The sequence below is a fragment of the Amycolatopsis sp. NBC_00348 genome (assembly GCF_036114655.1).
Taxonomy (GTDB): Bacteria; Actinomycetota; Actinomycetes; order Mycobacteriales; family Pseudonocardiaceae; genus Amycolatopsis.
Map to the genome: position 1 here is coordinate 8,084,896 of NZ_CP107994.1, position 25,079 is coordinate 8,109,974.

Annotated in this window: 24 protein-coding genes; 18 read left to right on the forward strand and 6 right to left on the reverse strand. The window is 70.4% G+C overall.

Features of this window, described 5'->3' with window-relative positions; translation table 11 throughout:
- Nucleotides 1-94 precede the first annotated feature (94 nt).
- From OHS58_RS35795 to OHS58_RS35820, 6 genes are all read left to right on the forward strand, one after another.
- A complete protein-coding gene (locus OHS58_RS35795; RefSeq protein ID WP_328645394.1) occupies nucleotides 95-1,708 on the forward strand; it encodes an ABC transporter substrate-binding protein in 1,614 nt (537 codons plus the stop codon).
- Nucleotides 1,705-2,661, forward strand: a complete 957-nt coding sequence (locus OHS58_RS35800; protein ID WP_326951712.1) for an ABC transporter permease — start codon at nucleotides 1,705-1,707, stop codon at nucleotides 2,659-2,661. Before OHS58_RS35795 ends, OHS58_RS35800 begins: the two co-directional genes overlap by 4 nt.
- On the forward strand, nucleotides 2,654-3,487 hold the full coding sequence (locus tag OHS58_RS35805; protein ID WP_326956599.1) for an ABC transporter permease: 834 nt from the start codon (nucleotides 2,654-2,656) through the stop codon (nucleotides 3,485-3,487). The genes OHS58_RS35800 and OHS58_RS35805 overlap by 8 nt, the downstream gene beginning before the upstream one ends.
- The gene (locus OHS58_RS35810) at nucleotides 3,484-5,052 is read left to right on the forward strand and encodes an ABC transporter ATP-binding protein (RefSeq protein WP_328645395.1); all 1,569 of its coding nucleotides are present in this window, start codon (nucleotides 3,484-3,486) and stop codon (nucleotides 5,050-5,052) included. Before OHS58_RS35805 ends, OHS58_RS35810 begins: the two co-directional genes overlap by 4 nt.
- 67 nt (nucleotides 5,053-5,119) lie before the next feature.
- The gene (locus tag OHS58_RS35815; protein WP_328645396.1) at nucleotides 5,120-6,019 is read left to right on the forward strand and encodes a glycosyl hydrolase family 18 protein; all 900 of its coding nucleotides are present in this window, start codon (nucleotides 5,120-5,122) and stop codon (nucleotides 6,017-6,019) included.
- A 16-nt stretch (nucleotides 6,020-6,035) separates the two neighbouring features.
- Nucleotides 6,036-7,142, forward strand: a complete 1,107-nt coding sequence (locus OHS58_RS35820) for a glycosyltransferase (protein ID WP_328645397.1) — start codon at nucleotides 6,036-6,038, stop codon at nucleotides 7,140-7,142.
- Here OHS58_RS35820 and OHS58_RS35825 read toward each other — a convergent pair.
- On the reverse strand, nucleotides 7,126-9,018 hold the full coding sequence (locus tag OHS58_RS35825) for an FAD/NAD(P)-binding protein (RefSeq protein ID WP_328645398.1): 1,893 nt from the start codon (nucleotides 9,016-9,018) through the stop codon (nucleotides 7,126-7,128). The genes OHS58_RS35820 and OHS58_RS35825 overlap by 17 nt on opposite strands.
- A gap of 124 nt (nucleotides 9,019-9,142) precedes the next feature.
- Here OHS58_RS35825 and OHS58_RS35830 point away from each other — a divergent pair, with 124 nt between their 5' ends.
- From OHS58_RS35830 to OHS58_RS35840, 3 genes are all read left to right on the forward strand, one after another.
- A complete protein-coding gene (locus tag OHS58_RS35830; RefSeq protein WP_328645399.1) occupies nucleotides 9,143-10,288 on the forward strand; it encodes an LLM class flavin-dependent oxidoreductase in 1,146 nt (381 codons plus the stop codon).
- 314 nt (nucleotides 10,289-10,602) lie between these two features.
- Nucleotides 10,603-11,862 carry an MFS transporter gene (locus OHS58_RS35835; RefSeq protein WP_326945209.1) on the forward strand — a complete coding sequence of 420 codons (1,260 nt, stop codon included), beginning with the start codon at nucleotides 10,603-10,605 and terminating at the stop codon, nucleotides 11,860-11,862.
- Between the two features lie 323 nt (nucleotides 11,863-12,185).
- Nucleotides 12,186-13,349: a GGDEF domain-containing protein gene (locus OHS58_RS35840; protein ID WP_247063808.1), complete on the forward strand. Its 1,164-nt coding sequence runs from the start codon at nucleotides 12,186-12,188 to the stop codon at nucleotides 13,347-13,349.
- An 11-nt stretch (nucleotides 13,350-13,360) separates the two neighbouring features.
- On the opposite strand, the gene OHS58_RS35845 is transcribed toward OHS58_RS35840, so the two are convergent.
- Both OHS58_RS35845 and OHS58_RS35850 read right to left on the reverse strand, forming a co-directional pair.
- Nucleotides 13,361-14,005 carry a TetR/AcrR family transcriptional regulator gene (locus tag OHS58_RS35845; protein ID WP_326956592.1) on the reverse strand — a complete coding sequence of 215 codons (645 nt, stop codon included), beginning with the start codon at nucleotides 14,003-14,005 and terminating at the stop codon, nucleotides 13,361-13,363.
- A 92-nt stretch (nucleotides 14,006-14,097) separates the two neighbouring features.
- Nucleotides 14,098-14,508 (reverse strand): DUF3151 domain-containing protein, encoded by a 411-nt coding sequence (locus OHS58_RS35850; protein WP_247059272.1) that lies wholly within the window; start codon nucleotides 14,506-14,508, stop codon nucleotides 14,098-14,100.
- 255 nt (nucleotides 14,509-14,763) lie between these two features.
- Here OHS58_RS35850 and OHS58_RS35855 point away from each other — a divergent pair, with 255 nt between their 5' ends.
- The 3 genes from OHS58_RS35855 to OHS58_RS35865 are packed head-to-tail and all read left to right on the forward strand — an operon-like array spanning nucleotide 14,764 to nucleotide 16,643.
- Nucleotides 14,764-15,945, forward strand: coding sequence for a hypothetical protein (locus tag OHS58_RS35855; protein WP_328645400.1), 1,182 nt, complete (start codon nucleotides 14,764-14,766; stop codon nucleotides 15,943-15,945).
- A gap of 22 nt (nucleotides 15,946-15,967) precedes the next feature.
- Entirely contained in the window at nucleotides 15,968-16,246 is a 279-nt protein-coding gene (locus tag OHS58_RS35860; RefSeq protein WP_326945213.1) for a type II toxin-antitoxin system Phd/YefM family antitoxin, read from the forward strand.
- The gene (locus OHS58_RS35865; protein ID WP_326945214.1) at nucleotides 16,239-16,643 is read left to right on the forward strand and encodes a type II toxin-antitoxin system VapC family toxin; all 405 of its coding nucleotides are present in this window, start codon (nucleotides 16,239-16,241) and stop codon (nucleotides 16,641-16,643) included. The genes OHS58_RS35860 and OHS58_RS35865 overlap by 8 nt, the downstream gene beginning before the upstream one ends.
- Before the next feature lie 47 nt (nucleotides 16,644-16,690).
- Here the strand turns inward: OHS58_RS35865 and fbaA are convergent, their stop codons facing one another.
- Both fbaA and OHS58_RS35875 read right to left on the reverse strand, forming a co-directional pair.
- Nucleotides 16,691-17,722 carry a class II fructose-bisphosphate aldolase gene (gene fbaA, locus OHS58_RS35870; RefSeq protein WP_326945215.1) on the reverse strand — a complete coding sequence of 344 codons (1,032 nt, stop codon included), beginning with the start codon at nucleotides 17,720-17,722 and terminating at the stop codon, nucleotides 16,691-16,693.
- Nucleotides 17,723-17,883: 161 nt separating this feature from the next.
- Nucleotides 17,884-18,705: an LLM class F420-dependent oxidoreductase gene (locus OHS58_RS35875; protein ID WP_328645401.1), complete on the reverse strand. Its 822-nt coding sequence runs from the start codon at nucleotides 18,703-18,705 to the stop codon at nucleotides 17,884-17,886.
- Nucleotides 18,706-18,777: 72 nt separating this feature from the next.
- Between OHS58_RS35875 and OHS58_RS35880 the strand changes: the two genes are divergently transcribed.
- From OHS58_RS35880 to OHS58_RS35905, 6 genes are all read left to right on the forward strand, one after another.
- Complete coding sequence (locus OHS58_RS35880) at nucleotides 18,778-19,686, forward strand: aldo/keto reductase (protein WP_326945217.1); 909 nt, start codon at nucleotides 18,778-18,780, stop codon at nucleotides 19,684-19,686.
- Between the two features lie 82 nt (nucleotides 19,687-19,768).
- Nucleotides 19,769-20,683 (forward strand): SDR family oxidoreductase, encoded by a 915-nt coding sequence (locus OHS58_RS35885; RefSeq protein WP_328645402.1) that lies wholly within the window; start codon nucleotides 19,769-19,771, stop codon nucleotides 20,681-20,683.
- A gap of 9 nt (nucleotides 20,684-20,692) precedes the next feature.
- Entirely contained in the window at nucleotides 20,693-21,166 is a 474-nt protein-coding gene (locus OHS58_RS35890) for a pyridoxamine 5'-phosphate oxidase family protein (RefSeq protein WP_328645403.1), read from the forward strand.
- Nucleotides 21,167-21,247: 81 nt separating this feature from the next.
- Nucleotides 21,248-22,720, forward strand: coding sequence for a flavin-containing monooxygenase (locus tag OHS58_RS35895; protein ID WP_328645404.1), 1,473 nt, complete (start codon nucleotides 21,248-21,250; stop codon nucleotides 22,718-22,720).
- On the forward strand, nucleotides 22,717-23,586 hold the full coding sequence (locus OHS58_RS35900; RefSeq protein ID WP_328645405.1) for a metal-dependent hydrolase: 870 nt from the start codon (nucleotides 22,717-22,719) through the stop codon (nucleotides 23,584-23,586). The genes OHS58_RS35895 and OHS58_RS35900 overlap by 4 nt, the downstream gene beginning before the upstream one ends.
- A 119-nt stretch (nucleotides 23,587-23,705) precedes the next feature.
- Nucleotides 23,706-24,641: a PDR/VanB family oxidoreductase gene (locus tag OHS58_RS35905; RefSeq protein WP_328645406.1), complete on the forward strand. Its 936-nt coding sequence runs from the start codon at nucleotides 23,706-23,708 to the stop codon at nucleotides 24,639-24,641.
- Here the strand turns inward: OHS58_RS35905 and OHS58_RS35910 are convergent.
- Nucleotides 24,636-24,920, reverse strand: a complete 285-nt coding sequence (locus OHS58_RS35910; RefSeq protein WP_326945222.1) for a YciI family protein — start codon at nucleotides 24,918-24,920, stop codon at nucleotides 24,636-24,638. The genes OHS58_RS35905 and OHS58_RS35910 overlap by 6 nt on opposite strands.
- Nucleotides 24,921-25,079 lie beyond the last annotated feature (159 nt).

Here is a 25,079-nt window from a genome sequence, read left to right on the forward strand (position 1 = left end):
CAGGGGTTGGGACCCGGGTTCGCACTGTGGGACGGCCTCAAGTGCGGAACTAGCGTCGCGCTTGAAGTCGCAACCGCTCCCCTGGAGGCCGTCGGTGTCCCAGCTTTCCCGTGCCCGCAACGCCGCGGCCCTGCTCGCCCTGCCCGTGCTGCTGACCGCCTGCTCCGCTGCGGGCGGCGAGCAGTCCGCCGCCGACGCCGGCCCGCCCAAGGCCGGCGGCACGCTCCGGCTCGGCATCTCGTCCGCGCCCGACTGCATCGACCCGCAGCAGACCGCCACGAACGCGTCGATCAACGTCGCGCGCCAGCTGGTCGACTCGCTGACCGACCAGGACCCGAAGAGCGGCGAGATCAAGCCGTGGCTGGCCGAGAAGTGGGAGAGCAACGCCGATTCGACGGCGTTCACCTTCCACCTGCGCGCCGGCGCGACGTTCTCCGACGGCACCCCGGTCGACGCCGCCGCGATCAAGACCAGCTTCGACGGCATCAAGGCTCTCGGCACGAAGGCCCAGCTCGGCTACGGCTACCTCGCGGCCTACAAGAGCACGACCGTCGTCGACCCGCGGACCGCGCGCCTCGAGTTCTCCGCGCCCAGCGCCCAGTTCCTGCAGGCCAGCTCGACGGTGTCGCTCGGCGTCCTGGCCCCCGCGGCGTTCCAGAAGACGCCGGAGCAGCGCTGCCAGGGCAACGGCCTGGTCGGCTCCGGGCCGTTCACCTTCGAAAGCCTGAAGCAGAACCAGGAGATCGTGCTGGCCAAGCGCAAGGGCTACACCTGGGGCTCGTCGCTGTTCAAGCACCAGGGTGAGGCGTACCTCGACAAGATCGACTACAAGATCGTGCCGGAGCCCGGCGTCCGCACCGGCAGCCTCGCCTCCGGCCAGCTCGACGCGATCACCGACGTCCAGCCGGTCGACGAGCCGCAGTTCACGAGCAACGGCTTCACCGAGAACATCCGGCCGAACCCGGGGGTCGTGTTCAACCTGCACGCGAACACCACCCGCGGCGTGCTCACCGACGAAAAGGTGCGCCAGGCCGTGCTCAAGGGCGTCGACCGCACCGAGGTCGTGAACACCGTGCTGACGCCGAGCTACAAGCCGGCCACCAGCATCCTGGGCTCGGCGACGCCGTTGCACAGCGACCTGTCCGCGCAGCTGGCCTACGACCAGAAGGGCGCCACGGCGCTGCTGGACGGCGACGGCTGGGTGCCCGGCGCCGACGGCATCCGCACGAAGAACGGGCAACGGCTGAGCGCGGCCGTCGTGTTCTCGCCGGTGTTCAACCAGAACCGCAGCGTGCTGGAGCTGATCCAGCAGCAGCTGCGCAAGATCGGTTTCGACCTCAAGATCGAGCAGCACACCAACGCCGAGACCACCCAGATCCAGCTGAGCGGCAACTACGACTTCCTCTGGTACAACGTCACCCGCGCCGACCCGGACATCCTGCGCGGCCAGTTCTCCACGAAGGCCGGCAACCGCAGCCGGCTCACGCCGGGCAACCCGCTCGACGTCGCCCTCGACGCCCAGTCGTCCACTGTGGACAACGCCAAGCGGAAGCCGTCGGCCGACGAGGCGCAGAAGCTGATCGTCGACCACGCCTACGCGGTGCCGGTGTTCGAGCTGACCCAGGTCGTCGCGGAGAGCGCCAAGGCGCACGCCGTCGACTTCGAAGCGTCGTCACGGCTGCAGCTGTTCGACGCGTGGCTGTCGTGAGGAACTACCTGCTCCGCCGGGTCGCGCAAGCGGTCTTCGTGCTGTGGGCGGCGTTCACGCTGTCGTTCCTGATCCTCTACCTGCTGCCGGGTGACGCCGTTTCGGCGAAGCTCGCCGGCGGGGAGGCCGGGTCGTCGACGACGCCGGAGCAGCTCGCCGCGGCCCGCGCGGAGTACGGCCTCGACTCGCCGCTGCCGGTCCAGTACCTGAAACGGCTGGTCTCGGCGCTGCACGGCGACTTCGGCCGCAGTGTCGCGACCGGCGACGACGCGACGCACATGGTCGTCACGGCGTTGCCGCCGACGCTCGCCGTGACGAGCCTGGCCCTGGTGCTCGCCGTGCTGTTCGGTGGTGGCTCGGCGTTCCTGGGCACGTTCACGCGGTTCCGCTGGCTGCGGCAGGCGCTGCTGTCCCTGCCGTCGCTGGCGATCTCGCTGCCGCCGTTCTGGGTGGGCCTGGTGCTGATCCAGTTCTTCTCGTTCCGGCTGCGGCTGCTGCCCGCGCTCGGCACGCAGGGCTTCGAGACGATCATCCTGCCCGCGATCACGCTCGCCCTGCCGACCGGCGCGATCATCGGCCAGGTGCTGGCGAAGAGCCTGGCCACGCAGCAGGAGCAGCCGTACGCGGAGATCGCCGCGGCCAAGGGCGCGAGCCGCTGGCGCGTCCACTTCGGACACCTGCTGCGCAACGCCGCCGTGCCGACGCTGACCGTCGCCGGGGTGGTGGCGGGCAACCTGGTCGCCGGTTCGGTGATCACCGAGACGGTGTTCTCGCGCGACGGCGTCGGCCGGGTGACCGCGGCCGCCGTCACCGCGCAGGACGTCCCGGTGGTGCAGGCGGTGATCGTGCTGGCCGCGCTGGTGTTCGTGGTGCTCAACCTGAGCGTCGACCTGCTCTACCCGCTGCTCGATCCGCGGATCGCGCGTACCCCCGAGGCGGTGGCCCGTGGTTGACCTCGCCACCAAGCGGCACTTTCACGTGAAAGTGCCGTTCCCGCCCGGTCTCGTGATCGCCGTTGTGGTGCTGGCGTTCGTGCTGCTGGCGGCCTTCGTGCCCGGCCTGTTGACCAGCTACGACCCGATCACCGGCGTCCCGGCCGAACGGCTGCAAGGGCCGTCGCTGCACCACTTCTTCGGCACCGACGAGACCGGGCGTGACGTCTACGCGCGGGTGATCCACGGCGCGTCCCTCTCGCTGCGCGCCACCGCGATCGCCGTGCTGACGGCGTTGATCGCGGGCTCGGCACTGGGCCTGCTCGCCGGGTTCCGCGGCGGCTGGGCCGACACCGTGATCATGCGGATCGTCGACGTCTTCCTGGCCATCCCGCCGATCCTGCTGTCGCTGGCCCTGGTGACGGCGCTGGGTTTCGGCACGACGAACGTCGCGATCGCCGTCGGCATCGCGAACCTCGCGTCCTTCGCGCGAGTCATGCGCGCGGAGGTGCTTCGCGTGCGAAGCGGCGTGTTCGTCGAAGCCGCGCGAGCCAGTGGAGTGCGCTGGTCCGGTGTGCTGCTGCGGCACGTCCTGCCGAACGCGGCCGGCCCGGTGCTCGCCCTCGCGACGCTCACCCTCGGCACGGCCGTGCTCGAGGTGTCGGCGCTGAGCTTCCTCGGTTTCGGCGCGACCCCGCCGACGCCGGAGTGGGGCTCGCTCGTCGCCGGCGGCCGCAGTTTCCTGGCCACGGCCTGGTGGATGACGACGTTCCCGGGATTGACGGTCGCGGCGGTGGTCCTGTCCGCGAACCGGCTGTCCCGGGCACTGGACGGAGGCGAGCGATGACCCTGCTGCGCATCGAAAACCTGGCCGTGTCGTACCGGACGCGGGCCGGGCTGGTCCCGGCCGTCCAAGACGTCAGCCTCGACGTCGGCGAAGGCGAGGTCGTCGCGGTCGTCGGCGAGTCCGGCTCGGGCAAGTCGACCACCGCACACGCGGCGATCGGCCTACTCCCCCGTGGCGGCCGGATCGACAGCGGCGCGATCAGCTTCGGCAACCGCGACCTGACGTCGTTGTCCCCCAAGCAGTGGCGGACTGTGCGAGGCCGGGAGATCGCGCTGGTGCCGCAGGACCCGGCCGTCTCGCTCAACCCGGTGCACCGGATCGGCGACCAGGTCGCGGAGGTGCTGCGGATCCACGGCCTCGCCGACCGCCGCGCCGCTTCGCTGCAGGCCGTCGAACTGCTCGAACGCGCGGGCGTGCCGGAGCCGGAACTGCGGGCGAAGCAGTACCCGCACCAGTTGTCGGGCGGGCTGCGGCAGCGCGTGCTGATCGCGGCCGCGCTGGCCGGGCGGCCGAAGCTGATCATCGCGGACGAGCCGACCAGCGCGCTCGACGTCACCGTGCAGCGGCGGATCCTCGACCACCTGACGTCGCTGGCCGCGGAGTCGGGGACGGCGATCCTGCTGATCACGCACGACCTGGGCGTCGCGGCCGATCGCGCGTCACGGATCGTCGTGCTCTCCCGCGGCGAAGTCGCCGAAGAGGGCAAGACCGCCGAAATCGTCAGCGCGCCTTCGCAGCCGTATACACAGCAACTGCTCGCGGCGGCACCGAGCATGACGAGCACACTGCGTCCGGCGGCTCCGGCCGCCGAGCCACTGGTGACGGTGCGAGACCTGGCGAAGACGTTCGACGGCGGCATCCGCGCGGTCGACGGCATCTCGTTCGACATCCCCCGCGGCCAGACCCTGGCGCTGGTGGGAGAGTCCGGCTCGGGCAAGTCGACGACGGCGCGCATGCTGCTGCGCCTCGAAACGCCGTCCGCCGGTGCGATCGAGTTCGACGGCCAGGACATCACGTCACTCGGCGGCAACGAGCTGCGCCGGCTGCGGCGCCGGATGCAGATCGTCTACCAGAACCCGTACGCGTCGCTGAACCCGAAGTTCTCGATCGAGGACGTCATCGCGGAGCCACTGCGGGCATTCGGTCTGCCGCGCACCCGGGTTCCGGAGCTGCTGGAGCAGGTCGCGCTGCCTGCGTCGGTGGCCCGCCGAAAGCCGGCGGAGCTCTCGGGCGGCCAACGTCAGCGGGTCGCGATCGCGCGGGCATTGGCGCTGCGGCCGGACCTGGTGGTGTGCGACGAGCCGGTGTCGGCGCTGGACGTCTCAGTACAGGCCCAGATCCTGCGGCTGCTGGCGGAACTGCAGTCGGAGCTGGGGTTGTCATACCTGTTCATCTCGCACGACCTGGCGGTGGTCCGGCAGCTCGCGGACCAGGTGGGCGTGCTGCGGGCGGGAACGATGGTCGAACTGGGCCCGGCCGCGCAGGTGCTGCACGAGCCGAAGGCGGATTACACGAAGGAACTGCTGGCGGCGATCCCGGGGCGGTCGGTCCAGGAGGTCGGTTGAGACAAAACCGGACAGGATCGACGGTGGGTTCTTTCCTCACCACCCTCCGCGACGTATGGTCTGGACCATGCGGAGGATCGGCGTGGCCTTCGTGGCCTTGGTGATGCTGCTTTCGGGTGCGGTGCCGGCTTCGGCCGCCGCCGGGCGCAGGGTGATCGTCTACTACCAGACCATCTACAACGGCTCCATCTACGTCTCACCGCTCACGCTCACCCAGAACAACACCGGCGTCACCGACGTCGTGGTCGGGGCGATCCACCTCGACACGAACAGTGTTGTGCACCTCAACGACGATCCGCCGAACGCGGCGAAGTTCACGCGGATGTGGCAGGACCTCGCGACCCTGCGCAGCCAGGGGGTGCACGTGCTCGCCTTCGTCGGCGGGGCCGCGGCGGGCAGCTTCCAGCGGCTCGAAACGCAGTTCGACACCTACTACCCCTTGCTGCGCAACCTGATCCGGACGTACTCGCTGTCCGGCATCGACCTGGACGTCGAAGAGCACATGTCCAACGGCGCGCTCAACAAGCTGATCGACGCGCTGCGGGCAGACTTCGGCAGCTCGTTCCTCGTCACGCTCGCCCCGGTGGCGAGCGAGCTGACCGGCGGCGGCGGGCTGTCCGGGCTGAACTACGACACCCTCTACCGCGACCGCGGCGCGCAGATCTCCTGGTTCAACACGCAGTTCTACTGCGGCTGGGGCTCGCTGAGCAGCACGTCCGGCTACGACAACATCGTCAAGCGCGGCATCGTGCCCGCGAGCAAGGTCGTCGCCGGGACCGTGACGAACCCCGCGAACTGCAGTGGTTACGTCGCCATGTCGACCCTCCAGTCGACGGTGCGCGGTCTCGTCTCGAAGTACCCGGACTTCGGCGGGATCGACGGCTGGGAGTACTTCAACTCCCTGCCCGGCGGCACGTCCGCGCCGTGGCAGTGGGTGCAGCAGATCGCCCCGGTCGTGAAGGGCTGACCAGTACGCTCGGGTGGTGCGAATTCTCTTCTCGTGCCGCCCGGCGTACGGCCACCTCTTCCCCCTGCTGCCCTTGGCCGACGCGGCGAAAGCCGTCGGCCACGACGTCGTGTTCGGCACCGGTGAGGCCTTCCTCGCCACCGTGCGCGACCTCGGTTTCGAGGCCCACCGCGCCGGCATCGCCATCAGCGACGCGGAAACCGAGGCCAACCGGCGGCACGGCGAGGACGCCGGCTTCGCCGAGGTCGGCATCACGATGTTCGGCGAGCTGCTGCCGGTGGCGCTGCTCGAAGACCTGACTCCGCTGCTCCCGCGGCTGCGCCCGGACCTCGTCGTCTACGAGCAGAGCGACGTCGGCGCCGGCGTGGCGGCCCGCCGCGCGGGGATCCCCGCCGTTTCCGTCGTGATCGGCCGGTCCATGCCGCCGGAGCTGCTGGCCCTCGCCACCGAACGGCTGGCTCCGCTCTGGGGCACGCTCCCCGCGGACGCCATGTTCGGCGACGCCTGCGTGGACGTCTGGCCCGACAGCGTCCGCGACCCGGGCACCGCGGGCGTGCCGAAGGTGTTCCGGATGCGCCCGACGCCGGTCGACCCCGACGTCCCGTTGCCGCCGCTGCCGGCCGACGGGTTCGTCTACCTGACGCTGGGCACCGTGGTGTTCGGCGCGACGAAGGTGCTGCGCGGGGCGCTGCACGCGCTGGCCCGGCTGCCGGTCGACGTGCTGGTGGCGCTCGGCCCCGGTGATCCCGCGCTGCTGGGCGAGCTGCCGGACCGGGTGCGGGCCGCCGGGTTCGTGCCGCAGGCCGAGGTGCTGAAGCACGCGGGCCTGGTCGTGCACCACGGCGGCACCGGCACGGTGCTCGCCGCGCTCGCCGCCGGCCTGCCCCAGCTGGTGCTGCCGCAGGGCGCCGACCAGTTCGTCAACGCCGAGACGCTCACCGCTCTGGGTGCGGCGCAGTCCCTGGTGGGCGACGCCGTGCGGATGGACGCGATCGAAGCCGCGGCCCGCGAGCTGCTGGCCGACCCGAAGCCGCGCGCCATCGCCGAAGGCGTCGCACGGGAGATCGCCGCCATGCCCGCGCCGGAGCAGGTGCTCGACGAGCTCGTCAGCTGGGCGGGTTGACCAGCGCCAGGATCTCGCGCGCCACGGCGTCGTTCTGCCGGAACGACGACGCGTTCGTCCGCGGCCGGGTGAAGGCCGCCGCCGAACGGGCGCTGGTGTGCGGGCCCACGGCGAAGCGGTGCGTGTGCGGGTGGCCCGCGCCGTCCAGGAGGCGGGAGTCCGAGACGCGCGTGTGGATCCGGCCCGACGGCAGGTGCACTCCGGTCTCGGGGTCCGCCACCGTCTCCTCCGCCAGCTGGCCCGTGTCACGCAGCTGCCGCAGCAGGACGTCCGCCGCGCGCGTCACGCTCGGGCCCGGCAGCCGTGCCTCGATCAGCGTGCGCGACACGACCTCGCCCGGGTAGCTCGCCCCGGACGCCAAGAAGACGCCGCGCGCGGCGTCCGCCGTCACGCGCATTTCCGCGCCCGCGAACGAAACCACCCCGGCTTCGTGCAGCGCGAGCAGCTCCTCCAGCCGGCGCGGCGGCGGCCCGCTGGCGTAGTACGAGAAGAACCCGTGGAACCAACCGTCCATATCGGACACTTGGGAGGCCGCGTTCAACCGTCGCTTTTGGACCAACGCCGGCATCTGGCCGTACACCGAGAGCAGCGCCATGAACGCACCCAGGTCGGCGCTGAACGTCTGGTCGGCGCGGCGCGAGAGGTCCGCCTCGAGGTATTCGCGCAGCTCCTTGCCGAACTCCTCGGCCGTCCCGAACGCGCGGCCCGCCATCGGCCGGTCCAGCCGGTCGAGGTCGAGGCGGTCCTCCTCGGCGGGCACGGCCCGCGCGACGAGGTCCCGCATCCCCGGCGAATCCCAGGCCAGGTCGGCGAAGGCGTCGGCGAACACGGCGAAGTCCAGCCGCACCCGGTCCGGGTGCCCGGTGAACAGCTCGCTGTAGTAACCCCAGGCCAGCTCCTTCGCGATCCGCGGCCAGACGTCGGCGCGGAAGTCGAGCGCGCCCGGCGCCCCGGCCAGCTCGTCGATGGCGTAGGCGTCGAAGAACCTGGGCAGCCGCAACGGTTTCCCGCGCAGCCGGTAGCCGATCTTCGCGTGGTAGGGCACGCCGCGCCGCGAGCCGACGTGCAGCACCGGCTCGGTGCCGCTCGGGTGGTAGCGCAGGCCGCCGCCGTCGAGCTCCTCGAAGCGGCCGCCGCGGCCTTCGGTGAGCAGCAGCATCAGGTCGACGAACGCCAGGCCGAACCCGCGCACCAGCACGGTTTCCCCCGGTTCGACGGCGGAGTAGTCGACGTCGGCGGTGTAGCCGGCCGGGTAGTAGGCGAGCCCGTGGCGCCCGGCGAACGACGCCAGCTCGCGCTCCCGCTCGTCCGGTTCCGCGTCGAGGTGCCCGACCGTGAACACGACGGCGTCCGCGTTCAGCTCCGAACCGTCCGAGAGCCGGACCAGCGAACCTTCGACGTCCACCGCGCGCGCCGCGTGCTCGACGACGTCGATGCCGCCGGGCAGGTCGCCGAGGATCTTCCGGTACACCCAGGTCAGGTACGCGCTCTGCAGCCGCCGCGTCGGGAAGTGGAAGGCGTCCAGCGCGGTCAGCTCGGCGACGACGTCCGCGGGCACCTCGGCCTCGAGCGAGCCGTCCCGCACCAGCCGCGCCCACTCCAGCAGCGCCGGCCCGGGCAGCACCGGGCCCGCCATCTTCACCGACTCGTCGGTGAACATCGTGACGTCCTCGGGCATGGAGTTCATCCGCAGCAACGGTGACTGGTCGTAGCGCCACACGCGGCCCGGCCCCGGCGGGAACGGGTCGATCAGGTGGACTTCGAGCCGCCGGCCGCCGAGCAGCTCGGCGGCGTTCGCGCCGAGCCGTTCGAGGACGCCGACCCCGCGGGGTCCGGCGCCCACGACGGCGAGTGTGAACGGCGCGAGATCGGCCACGTGTTCGAAGCTACGCCGGGGTTCCCGCAGCAGCCTCGAACCGTTCCACCCTGCGGACGTCGTTGCCGCACCGGTGCGTCCAGGCGTAGCCGTTGAGGGAGCGACGCGAGAGAAGGTGGACGTCATGCCGGTGGAGTTCCTGGGCATCGGGGGCACGCACGACGGGTCGGAGACGCACGCCCGCTCGGGCGGGGTGTTCGACAAGGAGTACACGCTGCGCCTGGCCCGCGCGCACGAAGACTTCGGCTGGGACCGGGTGCTGTTCGCCTACGGCTCGGGTTCGCCGGATCCCGCGCAGGCGGCCGCGTACGTCGCCACGAAGCTGGACAAGCTGCAGATCCTGCTCGCGCACCGGGCGAACGTCTCGTACCCGACGTTCGCCGCGAAGACGTTCGCGACGCTCGACCAGATCTCCGACGGCCGGCTGACGGTCCACTTCATCACCGGCGGCAACGACCACGAGCAGCAGCGCGAGGGCGACTTCCTGACGAAGGACCAGCGCTACGGGCGCACCCGCGAGGCCATCCAGATCATCAAGAAGGCCTGGACGTCGGCCGAGCCGTTCGACTTCGAAGGCGAGTACTACCGCTTCGCCGACTACGTCAGCGACATCAAGCCGGCGCAGCAGCCGCGGCCGGGCGTCTCCTTCGGCGGGTCCTCGCCGGCCGCGTACGCCGCCGGTGGCGCCGAAGCCGACATCTTCTGCCTGTGGGGCGAGCCGCTGGCCCAGACCGCCGAGCAGATCGAGTCGGTCAAGGCGGCGGCGCTGGCGGCCGGCCGCACGGACGTGCCGCGCATCCAGGTCGCGTTCCGCCCGATCATCGCCCCGACGGAGGAGCTGGCCTGGGAGAAGGCCCACCGCACGGTCGGCGCGATCAAGGACCGCACCAAGGGCGGGCAGCCGCTGACCCGGCGGCACAAGCTGACCGAGCCGGAGAACACGGGCTCCCAGCGGCTCCTGGCGGTCGCGGCGCAGGGCGAGCGGTTCGACCGTGCTCTGTGGACGCCGACGGCGGCCGCGACGGGCGGCGCGGGCAACTCGAACGCGCTGGTCGGCACGCCGGAGACGGTCGCGCAGGCGTTGCTGGACTACTACGACCTCGGCGTCGAGATCCTGTCGGCCCGGGGCTACGACATGCTCGGCGACACGATCGACTTCGGCCGCTACGTCATCCCGATCGTCCGCGAAGAGGTCGCCAAGCGCGACGCGGCCCGAGCCGCCGGCACCACCCGCGCGCCCGCCGAGGACGCCTTGGCCGTCGACGGCTGAGCCCGAATCGCCCGATCCACTTCACCCGGTAGCCACCTCGCCCCGCGCGAGGTGGCTACTTTTGCCTCTGGTCCTGGGTCAACGGGTGAGGAATGATCCATTGGTGACTCCTGAGCGATCGGGCAGACACGGCGGGCTATCGTCTGACACGTTCGGGAAAGCTTCGTCACACCTTCGATACCGGCGAAAGAACCTAGAGATTCACCAACAGTCACGAGACACTGGCGGAGGTAACTCACGTCTCGTGATCGCCCCGTGACACGCCGGTGGTCAAGGGAGCGCAAAGGACTGGCACAAAAGGGTCGGAGAAACGCATGGCAGCACCGCCGGATCGAGTCACGTTCCGCGAGGTGTTCGGAATCGCCGAGTTCCGGGCGCTGTGGCTCGCGGAACTGCTTTCGATCGCCGGTGACCAGCTGGCGAGAGTCGCGCTGTCGATCCTGGTGTTCACCGCCACCGGCTCCGCCACCCTGACCGGCCTGACCTACGCGCTGACCTTCGCGCCGTCACTGCTCGGCGGGATCTTCCTGACCGGCCTCGCCGACCGCTTCTCCCGCCGCACCGTGATGGTCGTCGTCGACCTGCTGCGGGCCGGCCTGATCGTGCTGGTCGCCCTCCCCGCGTTGCCCTTTTGGGTCGTCTGCGTGCTCGTCGGCGCCGTCTCGCTGCTGAACCCGCCGTTCAAGGCCGCCCAGCTCGCGCTGCTGCCGCAGGTGCTCGAAGGCGACCGGTTCGTGGTCGGCATGGGCGTGCGGAGCATGACGGTCCAGTCCGCGCAGCTGCTCGGCTTCGCCGGCGGCGGGGCGCTGCTGCTCGCGGTGGACCCGCACCTGGCGCTCGTCATCGACGCCGCCACGTTCCTGCTGTCCGCGGCCTTCGTCCGGTTCGGCGTCCAGGCCCGGCCGCCCGCCGCGAGCGCCGAGAAGCGGAAGTCGTTCTTCGCCATGATCAGCACCGGCGGCCGGGTGGCGTGGTCCAGCCCCGCACTGCGGGCGCTCGTGCTGTTCACCTGGCTGATGGGCCTGCTGCCGGTCTACGAAGGCATCGCGGCGCCGTACGTCTCGTCGGCGGGCGGTGGCCCCGAGCTCGTCGGGCTCCTGCTGGCAGCCGACCCGGTGGGCAGCGTGATCGGCACGTTCGTGTTCACGCGCTGGGTGCCCGCCCAAGCCCGGCCGAAGCTGATCGCGCCGCTGTCGGCGCTGTGCGCCGTGCCGATGCTGGTGGGGTTCACCCAGCCCGGCACGCCGCTCTCGATCGTCCTCTTCGTCCTGTCGGGCGCGTTCGGCTCGGTGGCGCTGCTGCAGGCGACGGCGTCGCTGACGCTGGCGGTGCCGGACGAGAACCGCGCGCAGACGATGGGCCTGTCCAACACGGGGCTGACGACGATGCTGGGGGTGAGCCCGCTGATCGGCGGACTGCTCACGGACCTGGTGGGTCCACAGACGACGGTCGGCATCTTCGGCGTGGCAGGAGTTGTGCTCACTCTCCCGCTGGCCGTGGCCTGGCACCGGTCGATGAACACGGGGACGACGTCCAGAGTCGACAACGAAGCCCCGCGCGCCGAGCACGCTTGATCCTCGTGCCCCACGCGCGGGTCACTAGACCTCGCGACCTTGCGGTGCGCCTGGTTACTGGTCTCTGGTTCGCATCGCTGGTCACCCTTCATCCGGCGTCAGGAAAAAGGTACACACCGATTGCCCTTGTGGACAGGAGGCAAACGGGCTGAAACTGTCCGTGAGTGGGGTGTCACCGCGGATCTACGCAATAGCTTGGGGGAAAAATGGTCACATCGGGGGAACGATCTGGACAAGACCGGGTATTTGGTGTTGCGGAGTGGGCACTTTGGCGGCGGCCGCCGCGCTGGATCGCCCTCACATTGACCGCAATCACCGCGGCGCTGGCTTGGGGAGCCGCCGCCACGATCACGAACTCGGTCTCCCTTGACCAAATCGGTATGTTCGGCCTGCTGCTCGCGCTGGCCGTCGCCCAGAACGAGATCAGCCGCCGGATCGAGCGCGCGCGCCGCAGCTTGAGCGAGACCTCGCACGTCAACATGACGTCGGTCTGGCTCATCCCGGCCGGCCTGCTGCTGCCGGCGCACCTGGTCGTCGCGCTGAGCGTGTCGCTCTACCTCAACATGGCGCTGCGCAGCTGGTCCGGCACGCGGCCGGGGCAGCCGCACCGGGTCGCCGCCAACGCCACCACCGCCAGCCTCTCCGCGTGCACCGCCGGGCTCGCGATCCACGTGTCGCCGCAGCTCAGCGTGCTGACCGTGTGCGTCGCGGTCGCCGTGTACTTCGTCGTCAACGCCCTGCTCACCAGCGTCGGCCTCTACCTCGCCAACGAGGAGAACGCCACGATCGAGGGCTGCCTGGGGAACATGGACGACAACCTGCTGGAGCTGGCCACCCTGTGCGTCGGCGGCCTGCTGGTGATGGTGCTGACCGACGAGCCGCTGCTGTCGGTGCTGGTGATCCTGCCGCTGTACGTGCTGCAGCGCTCGATGCTGATCAAGCGGCTCGAAGAGCTCGCCACCACCGACCAGAAGACCCAGCTGCTCAACGCCACGACCTGGCAGGACGGCGCGCAGCGCGAAATCTCCCGCGCGGAGCGGGAGAAGGGCAGCTTCGGCGCCATGATGATCGACCTCGACCACTTCAAGCGGATCAACGACACCTACGGGCACCTGGCGGGGGACGACGTGCTCAAGGCGGTCGCGGCCGTGGTCAAGCAGGAGACGCGGGCGCACGACCTGGTCGGCCGGTTCGGCGGCGAGGAGTTCGTCGCGCTGCTGCCGTCGACGTCCAAAGAGGACGCGATCGTCACGGCGGAACGCATCCGGCAGCGGGTCAGCGAGCTGATCATCAGCACCACCACCAACGAGGGCGAGGCGGTGGACATCAAGCGGCAGACGGCGTCGATCGGCGTTGCCTGCTACCCACTCGACGGGGCGTCCATCGAGGAAGTGATGGCGTCCGCGGACGCCGCCGTCTACGCGGCGAAGGACGGCGGGCGCAACCGCGTCGTCGGGTCGCGGGAACTGACGATGGCCGCCGCTTAGCGCAGGCTGGTTCAGCGCAGCCGTTCGATGACGTCGCTCGCCTTGGTCTGCAGGCGGGCGACGCCACCGACGGTGAACTCGGTCAGCAGGTCGATCAGGGCGTCCTGCGGCGGCGGCTCGCCGTCCCAGGTCGCCTGGACCAGTGACTCGGTCATCGCGAAGACGAGCGTGATGAGCGCGCGGTCGGCGCGGCCGGAGTCGATGCCGTGCGCGGCCCACCGCTTGGCAGTGGCGTCGGCGTAGACGACGGCCAGCCGCTCCCGCAGCCGCGTGAGCGCGGGGTCGCCCGCGCGTTCCGCCGCCCGGAGCACGCCGTAGGCCTCCGGGCTGTCGGCGACGAACGTGACCATGGTGGCGTAGTTGGCCCGCGCCCACCCCCGGAGCCCGGTCTGCGGATCGGCCACCGACGCGCCGGCGATGGCCGTGAAGGCCCGCTCCTCGATCTCGGCCACGACCTCGGCGAAGAGCGCCGTCCGGTCGCCGAACTGTTCGTAGACGGCCTGGCGCGAGACGCCGGCCTCGCGCGCGATCTGCTCGATCGTCGCGCCCTGCATCCCGTGCTGCGCGACGACCTTCGCCGTCGCCTGCAGCACGCGGGCGCGCTGCTCCGCGACCGGGAGCTTCCGCGGCCGCCCGCGCGGAGCGGGGCTCGACATGGTGACCCACCTCACTGGTTCTGCGGTCTGCCGCGGCCCGTCGTGAGTGGTAATTCGGGTTAGAACCCTCATTACCACTCACGAGGGGTGGGTCACTTGAGGCCGGTGGCTTCCGCGGCGGCCGGGTCGGAGTCGGCGAGGAACGTCCGGCAGCGGTCGTACTCCTCGGTCTCGCCGATCTTGCCGGCGGCCTTGCCCAGCACGGCGAGGGCGCGCAGGAAGCCCTGGTTCGGGCGGTGCGTCCACGGCACCGGGCCGAAGCCCTTCCAGCCCGCGCGGCGCAGCTGGTCGAGACCGCGGTGGTAGCCGGTGCGCGCGTAGGCGTAGGCGGCGACGGTCTCACCCGACTCGAAGGCCTTCTCGGCCAGCGACGCCCACGCCTCGCTGTAGTAGGGGTGTTCGGCCGCGACGGTCGCCGGGTCGTTCCCGGCGTCGAGCGCGGCCTGGGCGGCGGTGTGCTCGGGCAGCAGCGTCGGCTCGGGGCCGAGCAGGTTGTGCGTCATGCGCCCATTCTGCTCACGCCCGCGGGTCAGGGGCTGGTGGGTCAGAAGAACAGGCCCGCGAGAACCCCGCCGCCGGCCAGCACCAGCGCGCCGATCAGAACCGCGGCCACAACTCGTTTCGGCATCATGGCGGCACACCCTGCCAACTCCCGCTGGGCGAAAGCAAATCGTCCACCCGTAGGGGTGAACCCCGATTTTCGCGTCGTTTGCCACTGTCTTGGCCCGCTCGTGACCACGACCGGCCATGATGTCCGCATGGCCAAGGCAGTGGACGTCCCGGTTGCGGACGTGATCCCGCGCAGCCCCATCGGCAAGACGCGGCTGTTCTTCGCGCGGCACTGGCACCGCGGCGCACCCGGGCAGCCGACACCGGACTGGGTGCTCCGGTTCTGCTACGGGATGTGGCTGGCGGCGTTCGCGTTCAAGCTGGTCGGCTCGTCGTGGGACATGTCGTGGCACTTCATGTGGCTGCGCGACGACCTGGCGCCGCCGCACCTGATCAACACCGTCGGCACGGTGATCATCGTCGTGCTGGTGGCGATCCACAGCTACACCGGGCTGGGCGCCGACAAGCCGTCGCTGCGGCTGATGCAGATCGGCCTGCTGATGTTCCTGGTCGCGGCGCCGCTGGACGTCATCAACCACCGCGTCAACGGCCTCGACCTGACCGCGTGGAGCCCGTCGCACATGATGCTCTACCTGGGCACGGGCATCATGCAGGCGGGCGTGCTGCTCGGCTGGCTCCGGCTGGCGCCGCCGGGCCGCTTCCGCAGCGGCGTGCTGCTCGCGCTGTGGGCGTTCTTCCTGGAGAACACGTTCTTCCCGAACGGCCAGCAGGAGTACGGCATCCTCGGCCTGCGCGCGTGGGAACGCGGCGCGCCGGAGGCCGAGCCGTCGCTGCTCTCGTTCGCGGCGAACCAGATCGGCCACCCGGTCGACCGGACGGCGATCCTGCACTTCACGATGCCGATCCCGGAGTGGGTGTACCCGCTGTGGGGCATCGGCGTGATGGCGCTGATCCTGGCCCTGGCCCGCCAGACACTCGGCCGCCGCTGGTCGGCGTCCTTTGTGGCGCTGGCCTACATCGCCTACCGCGCGGTGATGTGGCCACTGCTGCTGGGCCTGGGCTTCCCGGTCTCGACGATCCCGTTCTACCTGCTCTTCGTGGGTCTCGCCGTGGACTTGGCGTTCACCATCGGCCGGGGTCACGGCCTGTTGACGGCGGGCGCGGGAGCCCTGCTGGTGACGGCGTTCGGGTACGGGGCGCTGTGGGTGCAGTCGCAGGTCAGGCCGTGGGTCCTGGGCGACGCGCACACAGAGTCGGCCCCACCGGTGGAGTACTGGACGGCGGGGGTGGCGCTGGTGGCGGTGTTCGTGCTGTGGGCAGCGGCCGGCCCGGTGACCCGGCGGTGGAACGCGAGGCGGGTCACGGCGTAGCACGCGGTGCTACACTTGACTAGTGAAGATCATCAGCCAACGGGAGCTCCGCAACGGCTCGGCCGCGATCATGGACGCCGTGGAAGCCGGCGAGACATTCCACGTCACGCGCAATGGCACGGAGATCGCCGAGCTGCGCCCCTTGTCCCGACGACGCAGGTTCACGGCCGAGGAACTTGTCGAGCGGCACAAGCGACTACCCAGGGTAGATGCCGCCGAGCTGCGACGAGAGGCCGATGAGTTCTTCGGCGAAGATCGCCTCAGCGACGACGACAACCCGTGGGAGCGTACGCGTGGCTGAGCGTCACACCGCCGGCGTGCTCGACACCTGCACCTGCATCGAAATCGACAGACTGGACCCGGCGACGCTCCCGGAGTTCCCGGAAGTCACCGCGGTGACCATGGCCGAGCTTCACCAAGGCGTCGTCATGACGACGGACCCGGCGAAGAAAGCCGTGCGGACCGAGCAACTCGGTGCCGCACTCGTCGAGTACACCCCGTTGCCGTTCGACGGTGAAGCAGCCGCACGGTACGGCACGATGGTCGCCTTGACACTGGCCGCCGGGCGGACCCCGCGATCACGGCAGCTGGACTTGATGATCGCGGCGATCGCGTCGTCACGAAACCTGCCGCTCTACACCCGTAACGCGAAGGACTTCCAGGGCCTCGAGAGCATGCTCGAGGTCATAGAAGTCTGAGCAGCACGAAGGCCGCCACGACCTTTCGTGGCGGCCTTCGTTTCGTTCTACTTGAGCTTGGTGCCGGCCGAGCCCAGGGCCTGGCAGGCCTCCACGATCCGGGCGGCCATGCCACCCTCAGCAGCCTTGAGGTAGGAGCGGGGGTCGTAGAACTTCTTGTTGCCGACCTCGCCGTCGATCTTCAGGACGCCGTCGTAGTTCTTGAAGAAGTGGTCCACGATCGGGCGGGTGAATGCGTACTGCGTGTCGGTGTCCACGTTCATCTTCACCACGCCGTAGGAGACGGCTTCGCGGATTTCTTCCGGCAGCGACCCGGAGCCGCCGTGGAAGACCAGCTCGAAGGGCTTCGACCCGGCGTCGAGGCCGAGCTTCTTCGACGCGGCTTCCTGACCGCCCTTGAGCACGTCCGGGCGCAGCTTGACGTTGCCCGGCTTGTACACGCCGTGCACGTTCCCGAACGTGGCGGCGAGCAGGTAGCGGCCGTTCTCGCCGGACCCGAGCGCGTCGATGGTCTTCAGGAAGTCGCCTTCGGCGGTGTAGAGCTTCTCGTTGATCTCCGCCTCGACACCGTCCTCTTCGCCGCCGACGACGCCGATCTCCACCTCGAGGATGATGTTCGCGGCCGCGGTCTTGGCCAGCAGCTCCTGCGCGATGACGAGGTTCTCGTCGAGGTCGATCGCGGAGCCGTCCCACATGTGGGACTGGAACAGCGGGTTCTGGCCGTTCTTGACGCGTTCGGCGGAGATCTCGATCAGCGGCCGGACGAACCCGTCGAGTTTGTCCTTGGGGCAGTGGTCGGTGTGCAGGGCGACGTTGACGTCGTAGCGGGCGGCGACGACCTGCGCGAACTCGGCGAGGGCGACGGAGCCGACGACCATGTCCTTGACTTTTTGGCCGGAGGCGAACTCGGCGCCGCCGGTGGAGAACTGGATGATCCCGTCGCTCTCCGCTTCGGCGAAGCCGCGGATGGCGGCGTTCACGGTTTCGGACGAGGTCACGTTGATGGCGGGGTAGGCGAACTCGTTCGCCTTGGCCCGATCCAGCATCTCCGCGTAGACCTCGGGGGTCGCGATGGGCATCGGTATTCCTCCTTGGCAGGGATGGGTCCCGACCGCATCGTACGAGGTGTACCGCCGCCGCACACCGGTCCCCGCTCCGAAACTTCCGCGCACGTGGGATCGGTTCAGAAGGAAGCCGTCCGGCCACCGGCGGAACCGGCGGCCGGACGGGCGTCACACGCTCAGCGCAGCGCCGCCGCCAGCGCGCGGTACGCCGGCCACGGGTCCTCGTTCAGGACCTGGACGATCACCTGGTCCGCGCCCGCCTCCAGGTGGGCCGCCAGGCCGCGGGCCACCGTGTCCGCGTCGCCGTGCAGGGCCAGCGCGTCGATCAGGCGGTCGCTGCCCTCGCCCTCGAGGTCCTCGTCCGTGAAGCCGAGTTTCCGCAGGTTGGCGACGTAGTTCGACAGCCCGAGGTAGTACTTCACGGTGTTGCGGCCGATCGCCCGCGCTTCGGCGACGTCGGTCGACACGACGACCTTGTGCTCCGGGGCCAGCAGCTTGCCCGCGCCGAGGATCTCGCGGGTGTCGCGCGTGTGCGCCGGCGTCGTCAGGTACGGGTGCGCGCCCGCCGTGCGCTCGCCCGACAACGCCACCACCTTCGGGCCCAACGCCGCCAGTGCCCGGCCCTCGACCGGGACGCCCGCCGCGTCGAGGCCGTCGAGGTAGTCGACCAGCGCCGCGTACGGCTTCTTGTACTCCTTGGTCGCCTCGCGGTGCCCCGCGCCGACGCCGAGCAGGAAGCGGTCCGGGAACTTCCCGGCGAGCCGGTGGTAGGCCTTCGCGATGTCTGCGGGCTCGTCCTGCCAGATGTTCACGATGCCGGTCGCGATGACCAGCGAGTCCGTCGCGGCGAGCAGGTCGTCGACGTGCGCCAGGTCGCCGCCGGGCGAGCCGCCCAGCCAGATCGCGCCGTAGCCGAGCTCCTCCGCGTCGGCCGCGAACTTCGCGTCGACGTTCCCGTGGTACCGCCAGATTCCGAGCTTGCCCAGTTCGATTGCCATGGAACACTCCAACGCGTGGGACGGCGGTTTTCCTCCCACTCTCCCAGTTCGTGGGAAAGCTAGCGTGGTGACATGACCAAGCTGGGCAACACCGACCTCGACGTGTACGGACTCAACCTCGGCGGCAACGTCTTCGGCTGGACGGCGGACGAGCCGCAGTCCTTCGCCGTGCTGGACGCCTACACCGCGGCCGGCGGCAACTTCGTGGACTCCGCCGACCTCTACGGCGGGGGCGGCGGCTCCGAGGAGATCCTCGGCAACTGGCTCGCCGCGCGCGGCAACCGGGACGACGTCGTCGTCGCGACCAAGGTCGGCATGTGGGACGGCCGGCCGGGCCTCTCGGCGAAGAACATCGAGGCCGCGGCCGAGGATTCGCTGCGCCGCCTCAAAACCGACCACATCGACCTGTACTACGCGCACCGGGACGACCCGGACACCCCGCTCGAGGAGACGCTCACCGCGTTCGACGCCCTGGTCCGCGCGGGCAAGGTCCGCTACCTCGGCGCGTCCAACTACAACGCCGAGCGGCTGACCGAGGCACTGTCCATTTCGGACAAGAACGGCCTCGCGCGCTACGCCGTGCTGCAGCCGCACTACAACCTCGTCGAGCGCGACTACGAGCAGGACCTCGCGCCGCTCGTCGAGCGCGAAGGCCTGGCCACGCTGCCGTACTTCGCCCTCGCCAAGGGGTTCCTGACCGGCAAGTACCGCTCGAAGGACGAGACGGTCGACAGCCCGCGCGCCGCCCGCGCGTCGTCCTACCTGGACGCCCACGGCGAGCGCGTGCTCGCCGCGCTCGACGAAATCGCGCAGGCGCACGGCGTTTCGGTCGCCACGGTGTCGCTGGCCTGGCTGCGGTCGCAGCCGACGGTCGCCGCGCCGATCGCCAGCGCCCGGACGCCCGAGCAGCTGACCGACCTGATCGCGTCGGTGACGCTCGACCTGACCAGCGCCGAAATCACCGAGCTGAGCGAAGCCTGATGCCTACTCTTGGGTAGCTTACTGCGGGTAAGTTGGGGTACGGTGCCCTTCAGAAGCGACGTGCGACGTCCAGGAGGGCACCGTGGCCAACCCGTTTTCGCTGCTCAGCGGCACCAAGAAGGTCGACGGCAAAGTCGTCCTGATCACCGGCGCCGCCCGCGGCATCGGGGCCGGACTGGCCGAGCGCCTCGCCGCGCGCGGCGCGAAGGTCGCTCTCGTCGGCCTCGAAGCCGAGGAGCAGCGGAAGGTCGCCGACCGCATCGGCGCCAACGCGAAGTCCTGGGAAGCCGACGTCACCAGCTGGGACGCGCTCGAAGCGGCCACGGCCGGCGTCGTCGAGCACTTCGGCGGGATCGACATCGTCATCGCGAACGCCGGCATCGCGACGGCGGGCTTCGTCCGCTCGGTCGACCGGGCCGCGTTCGAGAAGGTCATCGAGGTCGACCTGCTCGGCGTTTGGCGCACGTTCCGCGTCACGCTGCCGCACGTCATCAACCGCAAGGGCTACCTGCTGGCCATCTCGTCGCTCGCCGCGATCACGCACGCGCCGGGCATGGCCAACTACTCCGCGGCCAAGGCCGGCGTCGAGGCGTTCTCCAACAGCCTCCGCGCCGAGGTCGCCCACCTGGGCGTCAAGGTCGGCGTCGCGCACCCGACGTGGATCCGCACCGACCTGGTCGAGAGCGCCGACGCGCACCCGGTGTTCGGCAAGCTCCGCTCGTCGATGCCCGGCCTGATCGGCAAGACCTACCCGCTCGACGTCGCCCTCGACGACCTCGAAGCCGGGATCCTCAAGCGCGCCAGGACGATCCACGTGCCGCGCTGGGTCGGCGGGCTCAAGCTGTTCCGCGCGTTCCTGCCGCCGATCATCGAAATCGGGTCCCGCAGCCGGGTACCTTCGGCGGACAGGGCCGCGCTCGCCGACATCGAGGCCCGCGGCGCGTTCGAGTCCGCGGTCACCGGGCACGGCGGCCGCGCGGCCACCACCAAGTCGTAGGAGCTGCGGATGTCACGTCGCGACCAGATCAGGATGACCGAGGACGAGGTCCGCGCGTTCTTCGCCGAGCAGAAGGTCATCAACGTCGCCAGCGTCGGCCCGAACGGCCGCCCGCACCTGGCGCCGCTCTGGTACTACCCGCACGAGGACGGCGTCGCGACCTGGACGTACGGCACGTCGCAGAAGGCGAGGAACCTGCGGCGGCTGCCGGAGGCGACCGTGCTCATCGAGGACGGCGGCAGCTACGAGAAGCTCCGCGGCGTCTCACTGGAGGCCGACGTCGAGCTCGTCGAAGACACCGAGGAAGTCACCCGGATGGGGATCACGCTCATGCAGCGCTACGCGGGCGCCAAGCCGGGCGACCCCGTACCGTCCGAGCTGAGCGGCTTCATCGCAGGTCAGGCCCCCAAGCGGGTCGGGCTGGTCTTCCGCCCGACGAAGATCGTCAGCTGGGACCACACGAAGCTCGGCGGGGCGTACTAACGGGTAGGTAGTACTTCCAAGTAACTGTTACTTGAGGTAACGTCATCTGCGGCAGACCCCCAGCGCAGCGGAGGCCGACAGATGACCGAGCGGTTCAAGGTCGTGATCGTGGGCACCGGGTTCTCCGGGCTCGGCCAGGCGATCCAGCTCGAAAAGGCCGGCATCCGGGACTACGTGATCCTGGAGAAGGCCACCGAGGTGGGCGGCACCTGGCGCGACAACTCGTACCCCGGGTGCGCCTGCGACGTGCAGTCGCACATGTACTCGTTCTCCTACGAGCAGAACCCGGACTGGTCGCGGTCGTTCTCGCCGCAGCCGGAGATCTTCGGCTACCTCAAGGGCGTCGCGGACAAGTACCGGCTGCGCGAGAAGATCCGCTTCGGCGTCGAGCTCACCGGCGCGCACTGGGACGAGCGCGAGCGCCGCTGGACGGCGACGACCAAGGACGGCCGGGAGTTCTCCGCGCAGTTCCTCGTCTCCGGCGTCGGCGGCCTGCACATCCCGCAGGTCCCCGAGCTGCCCGGGATCGCGGACTTCCAGGGCCAGACCTGGCACTCCGCGCAGTGGAACCACGAGTACGACCTGCGCGGCAAGCGCGTCGCCGTCGTCGGCACCGGCGCCAGCGCGGTCCAGTTCGTCCCGAAGATCGCCCCGGACGTCGCCGAGCTGACGCTCTTCCAGCGGACGCCGCCGTGGATCATGCCCAAGCCCGACCACGCGATGCCGGAGTGGGCGCAGACGCTGTTCCGCCGCGTCCCCGGCACCCAGCGCGCCTACCGCAACGCGCTCTACTGGGTCCTCGAAGCGCGCGCCATCGGCTTCAACGGCCACCCCGGCGTCATGAAGGCCGGCGAGCTGATTGCCAAGCGGAACATCTCCAAGGGCATCAAGGACCGCGCGCTGCGCAAGAAGGTCACGCCCGACTACACGATGGGCTGCAAGCGCGTCCTGATCTCCAACGACTACTACCCGGCGCTGGACCGGCCGAACGTCGACGTGAACACCGCCGGGATCAAGGAGGTCAAGGCGCACTCGATCGTCGACGCCGCCGGGGTCGAGCACGAGGTCGACGCGATCGTCTACGGCACCGGCTTCAAGGTCACCGACGCGCTCGAGTACCTGGACATCACCGGCGTCGACGGCCGCAACCTGGCCAAGGAGTGGGCCGTCGAAGGGATGCGGACGCACAAGGGCATCACCGTGTCCGGCTTCCCGAACCTGTTCTTCCTGCTCGGCCCGAACACCGCGCTGGGCCACAACTCCGTCGTCTTCATGATCGAGTCGCAGTCGCGCTACGTCGTCGACGCCATCAAGCTGGCCGACTCCCGCGCGGCCGCCGCCATCGACGTCCGGCCGGGCGTGCAGGACGAGTTCCAGCGCGAGATCCAGGACAAGCTGGTCAAGGGCGTCTGGACGCAGGGCGGCTGCAAGAGCTGGTACCTCGACGCCAAGGGCGTCAACCGGACCATCTGGCCGGGCTTCACCTGGCGCTACTGGCTGGAGACGCGGAAGGTGGACCCCGCCGACTACGAGCTTTCCGGTCGTGCGCAATGACCGGCGAGGACACCGAGCAGGTCGTCCTGCACGCCCGGGACGTCCACTTCGACTGGGCGAGCCTGCCGATGCACTGGATCCCCGGCGAGCCGCAGGCGACGCACACCATCAACGTGCTGCACCTCGCGCTGCCCGAGGGCGAGCGCTGGTTCGTCGAGGTGTTCAAGCAGGCCGTGCCGCTGATCCGCGACGAGCGGCTCAAGGAGGACGTCCTCGGCTTCATCGGCCAGGAGGCCGTGCACGCCGAGGCGCACGACGGCGCCGCGGCGCACCTGGAGGCCGCGGGCGTGCGTGTGCGGCCGTACATCGCGCAGATGGAGTGGCTGTTCCGGAAGCTGCTCGGCGACCGCGACCTCACCGGCCGGGCCGCCGAGGAGTGGCTGGTCGAACGGCTCGGCATCATCGCCGCGATCGAGCATTACACGGCGTTCCTCGGCCAGTGGGTGCTCGACGCGCCGCTCGCCGAGGCCGGCGCGGACCCGGTGATGCTCGACCTGCTGCGCTGGCACGGCGCGGAAGAAGTCGAACACCGGTCCGTCGCCTACGACCTGTTCACGCACCTCGACGGCCGCTACACCCGCCGGGTGCGCAGCATGGCCGCGGTGACGCCGGTGCTGGCGTGGGTCTTCGCCCGCGGGACGCGGTTCCTGATGCGCAACGACCCGACACGCCCGGGCCGCGCGTCACTCCGGGGCTATCGCCGAGCGGCGAAGAAGGGCCTGCTGCCGACCGGGCGTGAGCTGCTGCGCGAGATCCGGCCGTACTTCCGGAAGTCGTACCACCCGACCGAGACCGGCAACACCGAGCAGGCCGTGGCCTACCTGGCTTCGTCGCCCGCCGCGCGGGCGGCGGACGCACCGAGGTGACCGAGCCCGAAGCGGCACTTTCACGTGAAAGTGCCGCCCCCAGGTGGGCGCTTTCACGTGAAAGTGCCGGTCTTGGCCGCCCCACCCGGCTGGACGGCAGCGACCGGCCCGATCGGCTGATGTCCACGCTGGTCGGCGTGGTCGGGGCCTACCGCAGGCTCTCGCAGGTCAGCGGGAAGCGGCGGCCGCCGGTGCGCGCGGTCGACCGGAACCTGCCGCTGACGGTCGAAGCGGTGCGTCCCGAAGCCGAGGGCGTCGTCAGCCTGCGCCTGGCGAACGGCGCGCCGTTGCCGAGCTGGCGGCCCGGCGCGCACATCGACCTGGTGCTGCCGTCGGGCCTGGTCCGGCAGTACTCCCTGTGCGGCGACCCGACCGAAAACGACCATTACCGCATTGCCGTCCGGCGGATCGGCGTCGCGTCGGCCGAGGTCCACGCGCTGCGGGCGGGCACCCGCGTCGTCGTGCGCGGGCCGCGGACGGCGTTCCCGTTCGTCGGTGAGGGACCGTTCTGGTTCGTCGCCGGTGGGATCGGGATCACGCCGATCCTGCCGATGGTGCACCGCGCGGCCGCCAAGGGAGCCGACTGGCGGCTGGTCTACACCGGCCGCAGCCGGGCGTCGATGCCGTTCCTGGACGAACTCGCGCGCTACGACCGCGTCCGGATCCGCCCGGACACGGAGTACGGCGTCCCGGCGTCGGGCGCCGAACTCCTCGACGGCATGCCGGACGGCGCTTCGGTGTACTGCTGCGGTCCGGTGCCGATGATCGCCGGCCTCCGGGTGGACCTGGCCCTGACCACGGGCGCGGTCCACTTCGAACGGTTCGCCCCGCCGCCGATCGTGGCGGGGGCGCCGTTCACGCTCACGTTGCGCAGGTCCGGCCGGGTGCTCGACGTCCCGGGCGACCGGTCCGCGCTCGACGTCGTCCGGGAAGCACTGCCCGACACGCCGTATTCGTGCCGCCAGGGCTTCTGCGGGACCTGCGCGGTGCCGACGGCCGACGGCGGATCGATGCGGATCTGCGTCGACCGCGGCCCCGCGGTGCTGGAGTTATGAGCCCTCGGGCAGCCAGGCGCCGATCACCGGCTTGAACTCGCGGACCGTCCGCTCGGCGATGACGCCTTCCAGGAAGTACGGGTCCTTGCCGATCGTCTCCTGCAGGTGCGCCTCGTCGTCGGCCTGGTAGAGCGTGACGCCGCCGGTGCCGTCGCCGAGCGGGCCGGCGACCGCGACGCGGCCCTCCTCGGCGAGCTTGGTCAAGAACTCGCGGTGGCGGGGCCGCACCTCCTGCAGTTTCTCCTGGACGTAGGTGATTTCGACGAGGTACCAGGCCATGTGGATCTCCGTGCTCGGACGGGCGGGATGCGACCGACGCTACTCTGTGTCCCAGCATCCGAACGCTGGCGACGCGGGGCCAACCCGATAGGCTAGGTGTGCGTCAGTACCTGTGTGAGCGCTGTGAATACCGTGAACCTGCTGACGCGGCACACCGTG